Genomic DNA, 957 nt, shown 5'->3' with positions numbered 1-957 from the left:
CCACGAACCGCACCCCACCCGCATCCACCGACGGCACCGGCACCGACCACTCCACCCGATACAACGAATCGACCTGGCCGATCTGATCCGGTGTGACGGCCCGCAGCGTGAGCGCATCGGCAGAGAGCACGAGCGTGCCCGCCGGGTCGACCGCGGTCAGCGACGCGGCGTCGCCGTCGACGGCCAGCCGGACCCGCAGCGCGGTGGCGCCGGCCGCGTGCAGGGACACACCCTCCCAGGCGAACGGCAACCGGCTTCGCTCGCCGTGCGCGGTCGCGCCGAGGGTGTGCAGGACGGCGTCGAACAGTGCCGGGTGCAAGCCGTACTGTCCCGACATCTGTTGCGGCAGTTCGACCTCCGCGAACAACACACCGTCGGCGGCGCGCCGGACCGACCGCAGCCCCTGGAACGACGGCCCGTAGTCGAAACCGAGCTCCAGCACCCGGTCGTAGAACCCGTCGAGCGACAGGGTCTCCGCGTCGGCCGGTGGCCACGCGCCGAGGCCGGCGGCGGGAGCGGCGCCCTGGCTCAGGGTGCCGGTGGCATGCTGCGTCCACGGGGCGTCCGTGCCGTCGGGCCGGGAGAAGACACCGAGTCGGCCGGTCCCGTCGACCGACACCTGAAGGGCGACGCTGCCCTTTTCCGGCAGCACCAGCGGCGCCGCCATGGTCAGTTCTTCTATCCGCTGCAGGCCGATCTCGTCGCCGGCGCGCAGCGCCAGCTCCACGAAACCGGTGCCGGGGAACAGCACCCGGCCGTGTACCACGTGATCCGCCAGCCACGGGTGCGTCCGCAAGGACAGTCGGCCGGTCAGGATGACGCCGTCACCGTCGGCGAGTGCGACGACCGAGTCGAGGAGCGGGTGCCCGGCCGTCGAAGGCGCTGCGTCCGACGGCTCCGGCCAGTACCGCTCGTGCTGGAAGGCGTAGGTCGGCAGGTCCACCCGGCGGGCAACCG

Annotated in this window: 1 protein-coding gene; it reads right to left on the bottom strand. The window is 72.6% G+C overall.

Annotation, left to right across the window (positions count from 1 at the left end):
* Positions 1 to 957 (bottom strand): polyketide synthase dehydratase domain-containing protein (locus IE142_RS34830; RefSeq protein ID WP_191889410.1); only part of this gene is annotated, 957 nt, incomplete at both ends.

Source organism: Streptomyces mutabilis (assembly GCF_014649815.1).
GTDB classification, from domain to species: domain Bacteria; phylum Actinomycetota; class Actinomycetes; order Streptomycetales; family Streptomycetaceae; genus Streptomyces; species Streptomyces mutabilis.
Note: the sequence above shows the minus strand (reverse complement) of the source record. Positions and strands in the feature narration are given on the sequence as shown.